Origin of the sequence: Vibrio nigripulchritudo ATCC 27043, from assembly GCF_000222685.1 — a bacterium.
GTDB lineage: Bacteria > Pseudomonadota > Gammaproteobacteria > Enterobacterales > Vibrionaceae > Vibrio > Vibrio nigripulchritudo.
Map to the genome: position 1 here is coordinate 1 of NZ_AFWJ01000156.1, position 3,623 is coordinate 3,623.

Annotated in this window: 1 protein-coding gene; it reads right to left on the bottom strand. The window is 44.2% G+C overall.

The features are described 5' to 3' along the window. Window positions 1-65 precede the first annotated feature (65 nt). Window positions 66-3,623 (bottom strand): VWA domain-containing protein (locus tag RH89_RS13485; protein ID WP_004402762.1); only part of this gene is annotated, 3,558 nt, incomplete at its 5' end.

Sequence of the window (3,623 nt, forward strand, 5' to 3'; positions counted from 1 at the left end):
AACCAGACGTTAAATATTAGACGTTAAAAAAATGCCGGGATTTTATCCCGGCATTTTTATTTGTATTAATCGTCTTTAATCAAAAGAATTGTGGTTAAGTTGTTGGTCAAATCTGTCGCCGACACACCGTCAAAGTCTATCGTGACTGAATTTCCATCTTTGTTAACAGTAATACTTGATCCGCTGTCATCACCATCCACAGAACCTTTAATGTTGTCTAGCAAGGACGTTACTTCTGAATCAGATAAATCTGAGAACAGATCGCTTAAGTCCAGCCTATCACCATCATCGATATGGAAGTCGGTAATACGGTCCGTGCTGCCATCCAAATCAGTTTTAACCCACTTGAACACGTCAGCGTCGTCACCACCAGTTAAGATATCGTTGCCTAACCCGCCTAACAAGATGTCATTACCTGCTCCACCGTACAGTGAATCATTGCCTCCCTGACCGAACATGATGTCATCACCAGACCCGCCATATAAGGTATCAGCCTTATCCTTGTCGGTAGATTGGTTGAACTCATTCACATTTTCAGTGATGTAGTTATGAACTTGCGCATCGGATACTTCAACTACACCCAGTTTGCCAGCAACATACTCTTTAATACCTTCATAACCCTGACTGCTTACTCCAGCCATGTGGATTGAGTCACCAAACAGAATGTCATCACCAGCGCCAGCATCAATGGTATCTTCACCCGGAAGCTTATCTTCTGAATGCCCTAGAATCGCTTCAGCTAGATCATCAGCATCAACATTCGCCTGAACGTTGCCATCGGTATCAAAGTCTTTCAATTGATTTTCATCAAGGCTATTCCCGATACCTATCGCTTCAACAGTGACTCCGCTGTTTTCAAGTAAGTCAAAACCTGAATTCGCATTCGAAATTGTGGCGTTGTCTGCGTTATACCCACGACCAGCGATCTGAACAAACTCATGCTCACCCGTACCATCTGGACGCATATAGCCTTGGAAAGTCGCGTCGCTTGACCAGGAGTTATAGCTATAAACTCTTCCATACGTATCAATAATCAGCTTGCCTTGGTATGAATAAGATTGGCCAGGGACATAATCTGAATTGCCCAAGATATCACTCAACGTTCGATCGTTACTGTTGTAGCTGCTGTTGTAAACCAAAGGATCGGTAACATCAGTAGTGTAATAAGTCGGACGTCCATCGGTGATAAAGTAAGCCATATTGTTCGCATCTGGATGCGTTGTCTTCACAGTTTCAAACCAATTGTTTGTCACAGTGAATGCATCTTCATAGTTGGTCCCGCCTCCAGATCTGAGACTATCCAATACGTCTTCCAGCTTATCTTCCGCGTCTGGATCCGCTAGATTTACGCTCACGCTGGTATGCGCGAGGGTGTCGAAATCGACTAGCATGACGTTAACCGTTCCAGAGTGCTCACCTTTAGCACTGTTGATCAAACTTTCAAAGACCTTCTCCAGCTGATCTTCGATGTCATCAATATTACTGCTACCCATACTTCCTGATGTATCAACCATGAAGGCGATATTGTAGTCCTGACCATGAGTAACCACAGTACCTGTTGTGTCACCTACTACAGTGTCATGAGTGTCTCCGGTAGTGTAAGTCTGCCCGTCTCCCCCAATGGTTGTTCCTACAAAATCACTCAACACAATTGAGTCATCTGCTGTCGCGGTATTCGATGTATCACTTCCTTCCTGAGAAGTAGCGGTAACCGTTATTTCAGATGCATTAGATGCAGAAGAAACTAAAGTTAATCCTGTCAGGGTAACTTTGGTGGCATCAGAATCCCAAGGACCGGTCAAAGTGATAGTGCCATCCGAACCCGCTGTACCTAGAACAGACCCATCGCTTCCTTTCAAGACATCACCTTGCACTAGACCAGAAATCTCGATCTGACTCAGTGATTCGCTTCCGTCGGTGTCATTTAGTGACGCTTCAATTTCCAATGGGTATTCTGTCGAAGTTGGCTCAACAAGAACGAGTTCACCCGTTGTTGAATTCAGTGTGTATATACCGTCTTCGAACTGAACCGTCTCGATGTCATGCAGAGCCTTAGTGATTTCAACGCCATTCTCTACACTAGTGAAATCAAACCACTTATCGTTAGAGCTATAGCCCGATCCTTTCGTCACTGTGTAGTCTGTAGATTTACCAGGCAAAATCGCAATATCTGCTCCTGTGCCTCCGTGTAGAGAGTCAACACCCAGTCCAGAAACGAGGATATCCTTTCCATTACCTCCATACAGAGATTCACCATTAGTATCATCGCTGCCCACCAAGATATCGTCACCATCGTTGTGGTAATTTTGGTGAACATCTCCATAGATAGAGTCACCTCCACCATGGGTACTCACAATGTAGTCATTACCCGATGTGCCATGTATCGTTTCTGCCCAGGTTTTACTGTCCGTTTTCTCGTTAGCAATATTAAACTGTGACTTATCAAAGTTTCCTGTTTGGAAATCTTCCGTCGATATACCCCATGTTGGGAAGTCATCGTAATTTCGCTCTGCTTCTCCTATGATTGACACATCCACTTCAGGTGCATCAGCTACAGGCGCTACGTCTAAATAAGCAGAGCCAGTGTCTGATAGTTTCCCATCACTAACAGTGAAGTCGAACTTGATCTCTTCAGCCGCCATGTCTTCATTTGGATAGAATACAGCTCCTGTCACCTCGCCTTGAGCGTTAGTGGTAACGACCAGCTCACCTTTAGACTCATCTACAGACAGTGAAGAAATGAACAAGTCATCCTGATTTTCGTCGGTAGCAGTATTGAGCAGGATTTGAAGTTTAGCTGCGTCAATTATGAATGCATTATCTTCGTCCGAGCTACCAAAATCAGCGTCTCCGTTTACGACTGGAGCACGTTCCAGGGCGGATTCAGAGCTAGGGATACTGATATCGACAGTAGCTGTTCCATCACTTTCCTGACCATCTGAATCTACCGCTTTATACTCAATTTCATCATTGATTTGAGAGTCAACAACCTCGACGCCCGTTAACGTAAAGTTGGAGTTTTGGTTCGCTGTGGTAGTCAGGCGGATTTCATCGAAGCCACCATCAAGCTGCAGATTCGCTACATACTGAGAATTTACGATGTCGCTAGAAGAGTCTACAACTACAGTTGTCTGCAGAACGCCATCTTTGTATAACTCAATATGAACCTTGGCATCAATACCCAAACCTGCATTTGAATAGTGTCCATGTAGGCTCGCTAAAGATACGTTAGCTTCAGTAACATTGACATTGTCACCGAAGTCGATGGAAACGTATTCTTTGTTACCACTTTCGATTTCACCACCATTTACACCAATACCGACTTCATTTACATCACTATCGTAATTCAGGGTACCTTGCGTAAGTGAACCATCATTGCCAACAACACCACCGGTGATAACTACTCCGCTATCCAGAGCAATCTGCGACAAATTATTGATTGGCGTATCGTTGTTGAATGCTGTCGAATCGAAGCTTAGATTTTCATTTACATCACTATCAAGTTCATATTTAACGACAGCAGAATCAGCGACAACCGAGCCAACTTCCAGTTTCGTTTTCGAACCATCTTCGTTAATGACGTAAAGGCTGCCGAACTGTGGTAATTCGGTCACTACTATGTC